The sequence below is a fragment of the Bartonella vinsonii subsp. arupensis OK-94-513 genome (genome assembly GCF_000278235.1).
In the GTDB taxonomy this organism is placed as follows: Bacteria; Pseudomonadota; Alphaproteobacteria; order Rhizobiales; family Rhizobiaceae; genus Bartonella; species Bartonella arupensis.
The window spans coordinates 455,948-459,776 of sequence record NZ_JH725038.1 but is presented as its reverse complement, the minus strand read 5'-3'; the positions used below and the strand labels follow the sequence as shown (position 1 = coordinate 459,776).

Here is a 3,829-nt window from a genome sequence, read left to right as displayed (position 1 = left end):
ACCCATAACCTACCGCTATCCTGTCCATAATCTATGACACCATAATGAATACGCACTATGCGATCGGGAAGGTGATAATAAGCAAACATATCACCTATTTCATCTCGATGAGGCTCCCAACCAACTTTTTTTAAAATCTCTGTTGCGTCTTTGGTTTGCATCGTCATTCCTCCCCCAACATGTTCCATAATTCTTTTACAGAGAAATTCATAAAAATTACTGGCGTAATATTCGCAATCTTCAGATGGAAGCATGACATAGAGTGGGCATTCACCATCCCGAAACTGAGTATAATCAAAATAAAATGTTTCACCAAAATCTGTTCTATTCACAACAAGCTGTTCTGGTGTTGCAAAACCTTCTTTTCTATAATAATTTAAGTTTTGGTGAACAATATCATTAAAAGGAAACTCTACACAATCTTTGTAAAGGCTAAAGATTTCATAACCAGCAATTTCTCCTCCTCCATATTTTTTTAAAAAAGCTTTGTAAGACGTTGTGAATTGCAAACCAAGAGTTTTTTCAGCTTTTTTAATCCATATATCATCAACCGCCTTTTCTTCAGAACAAAAATTGACAATATCACCTTCATATTTATCAACTAATTCTATGACATCATTTAAGGTATAGGTTTTCATGAATGATCCCCCCAGAAGTGATTATTCATTATAGATCACAACTCATTCCCACAGATAATAATGTTTTTCTTTTGATAAGAAAAACTGCCATACGAAGGACATCATTCTATACGAGCTGTAATTCTTTTGCATAAAAATTCATAAAAATTACTTGCATAATACTCTGAAGTCCCAGATGGTAACTCGACATAAAGTGGGCATTCGCCATCCTGAAACTGAGAATAATCAAAATAAAATGTCTCACCAAAATCAGTTCTGCTAACAACAAGTTGCTGTGGTTTTGCTAAGCCCTTCTTTCTATAGTTTAAGTTTTTGTACACAATATCACCAGCAGGATGATCCTCAAAACTTGCGTTATAAATGCTAAAAATTTCTTCATAACCAATTTCTCCTCCTTTATAATTTTTTAAAAAATCTTTATAAGAAATTGTAAATTGCAAACCGAGAGTTTTCTCAGCCTCTTTAATCCGTACATCGCTAACTGCATCCTCTGCAGTACCGAAATTTATGATATCACTATATTTATCCACTAATTGTGCAACATCAGTTAAAGTATAAGTTTTCATAAATTGTTCTCCATAAATTGTTGTTTTAGCTTTATCTTTTCTTCTATAGCCTTAGCGCGGTCCTTCCAATATTTGGATCTCCACCTATCAAAAATATCTCTATCGATACCTGATCCCATTGTGTTGGGATTAATATGAATAACAGCAGTATTTTTTTTATGAAACTCATTGGTAACCTCTGCTATGGGACTATCATGTGTTTGCAACATATGATGCAATTCAATGGGGTCATCATCAGCGTCAAGAGGAGCTCTTCCTGTCTTCATTCTTTCAATATTTGTACCTTTTACTTCTTTGCCGTTTACTGTCCAAGTAACAATCTGGTTAGGATCGAACAGATCTTCTCTCTGATAAACTTTGTTTTTCTGAGTAATTTTTTCTCCCTTGTAAGTTATTTCAAACTCAGCATCAATGGGATCCGCTGACCAGAATTTTCTTTCCTGCCCAAAATATTGAGTTGCAACAACTTCATCACTCATCTTTCCGAGTGCTTGAGAAACTTCGCCACCCACCTTAGCAACTTCTTTTTCAACCTGAGAAGTGAGTTTGCCAATGCCTTTCTCTGCAAGCTTTGCGCCACCCTTGGCTAACCCAGCTCCTCCGAGCACTTCGGCCACTGTTCCTAGTGGTTTACCTATCATTTGGCCGAATTCAAAACCAGCACCGAGTGCTCCATCCCCTCCCTCTTTATCCATTGTTTCTGTTATGTGATTTATATGCCCGACAAAGGAATCCCTAATACCTCCCCAGAATTGACCAAAACTTCCGTAAACATCATCAATCACATGTCCACTCGTGGCCCAAGATATTGCCGTTCCAACGCCTTTAACAACCTTTTTACCGCTCTCAATTGGATTGCTAACTATAGCTAACCCCATTTCCACAACGCCATGAACGGTATCATTTAATTCTTCTACAACACCAGTAATCGCACCAGCCGTTGCAGCTGACACAAAAACCCTATCTTGCTCATCATCAATATCATGCCATTTTTCTTTAACGTTTTTTCGACACTGATCGTCAAAACACTCTTCCAACTCTTTCTTCTTCTGCGCTTGTTGAGCGCTGCTGAGATAGTTGTTTTCCGCAGCATTGCCTGCAGCATCAGCACCGGTATTGACATCACCAGCGGAGTGGGAGTGTTCTCAATCTTTTCAATCGGTTGATCACCTTCAGGTATCTCAGCTCCCACACTTTCTTTAATTCTTTTGCAAAGAAATTCATAAAAATTACTGGCATAATATTCGGAATCGCCAGATGGCAACATGACATAGAGTGGGCATTCGCCATCCCGAAACTGAGTATAATCAAAGTAAAAGGTTTCACCAGAATCAGCATCACACACGACGAGCTGTTCTGATGTCACAAAGCCACGTTTTCTATCGTTTAAGTTTTGGAAAACAATATCATTAACAGGAATAGCTATACAGTCCTTATAAAGGCTATAAATTTCCTCACCACTAATATCCCCGCCTTTACAATGTTCTAAAAAACTCTTGTAAGACGTTGTAAATTGTAAACCGAGAGCTTTCTCCGCCTTTTCAATAACGAGATCATCAACCGCATTTTCTTCAGTACGAAAATGGATAATATCATCATCATATTTATTCACTTTATCAATTAATACTGCAACATCATCTAAGGTGTAGGTTTTCATAGATGATCCCCCTAAAAGTGATTAACAACTCTTGCATTTTTGAAAACAAAAAAGGATGGCAGCTTTAACAGTGTATTTCAAAAGGAAACCGCCCGACAAAAAGCGTTATTCCAAATTAGCTATAATTCTTTTACAGAGAAATTCATAAAAATTACTTGCATAATAAAGGGGATCTCCTGATGGAAATCTGAAATAGAGTGGGCATTCACCATCCTGAAACTGAGAATAATCAAAGTAAAATATTTCATTAAAGTCATTTGCACAAACAACGAGTTGTTGTGGTCTTGCAAAACCATTTTTTATATCGAGTAGATGATTATAGACAATATCATCACTCCGGGCAATCTCTAAGTCCGTACGATGAACGCTCAATATTTCATCACAACCAATTTCTCCTCTTCCGTAATTTTCCAAAAAACTCTTATAAGATGATGTAAATTGTAAACCAAGAGTTTTCTCAGCCTTTTCAATTAAGACATCATTAACCGCATTATCTGCAGTACCAAAATTAACACGATCACTATATTTATCCACTAATTGTGCAACATCATCTAAAGTGTAAATTTTCATAATTTGTTCTCCATAAATTATTATTTTTTAGTTGCCATATCTTTATTTTCATAACCTTTAGCACGTTCTTTCCAGTATTTCTGTCTCCACAAAGCAAATGCATCCCTATCAATACCAGATCCCATCGTGTTAGGATTAATATGAATAACTGAGTGATTGCCTTTATGAAATGTCCAGCTAATCTCTGCTATGGGGCCATCTTGCGTTTGCAGCATATGATGCAACTCAACAGGCCTTCCATCAAAACCTATAGGTGCTCTTCCTGTTTTCATCCTCTCAATATTTGTTCCTGTTACTGTTCCATTTTTTCCTTCCCACTCAGTAATTCTGTTAGGATCGAACAGATCTTCTCTCTGATAGACTTTGTTTTTCTGAGTAATTTTTTCTCCCTTGTAAGT

General features: G+C 36.7%; 4 protein-coding genes and 2 pseudogenes. All 6 read right to left on the bottom strand.

From position 1 onward, the window contains the following. Positions 1 to 173 precede the first annotated feature (173 nt). Positions 174 to 638: pseudogene (locus tag ME1_RS07090) on the bottom strand (SMI1/KNR4 family protein); the annotation flags it as partial. 101 nt (positions 639 to 739) lie between these two features. Then, the gene (locus ME1_RS07085; protein WP_004864274.1) at positions 740 to 1,204 is read right to left on the bottom strand and encodes an SMI1/KNR4 family protein; all 465 of its coding nucleotides are present in this window, start codon (positions 1,202 to 1,204) and stop codon (positions 740 to 742) included. Next, positions 1,201 to 2,157, bottom strand: a complete 957-nt coding sequence (locus tag ME1_RS08305; protein WP_004864955.1) for an HNH/ENDO VII family nuclease — start codon at positions 2,155 to 2,157, stop codon at positions 1,201 to 1,203. The genes ME1_RS07085 and ME1_RS08305 overlap by 4 nt, the downstream gene beginning before the upstream one ends. A 176-nt stretch (positions 2,158 to 2,333) precedes the next feature. Further along, a pseudogene (locus ME1_RS07075) lies at positions 2,334 to 2,861 on the bottom strand (SMI1/KNR4 family protein); the annotation flags it as partial. A gap of 105 nt (positions 2,862 to 2,966) precedes the next feature. Then, a complete protein-coding gene (locus tag ME1_RS07070; RefSeq protein WP_004864953.1) occupies positions 2,967 to 3,431 on the bottom strand; it encodes an SMI1/KNR4 family protein in 465 nt (154 codons plus the stop codon). A 20-nt stretch (positions 3,432 to 3,451) separates the two neighbouring features. After that, positions 3,452 to 3,829, bottom strand: a 378-nt coding sequence (locus tag ME1_RS07065; RefSeq protein ID WP_004864952.1) for an HNH/ENDO VII family nuclease, incomplete at its 5' end; no start/stop codon positions are given.

Bases quoted from the DNA above. Each gene is read 5' to 3' on its own strand.
- ME1_RS07085 (WP_004864274.1), bottom strand. From the start codon at position 1,204: ATGAAAACTTATACTTTAACTGATGTTGCACAATTAGTGGATAAATAT.
- ME1_RS07070 (WP_004864953.1), bottom strand. From the start codon at position 3,431: ATGAAAATTTACACTTTAGATGATGTTGCACAATTAGTGGATAAATAT.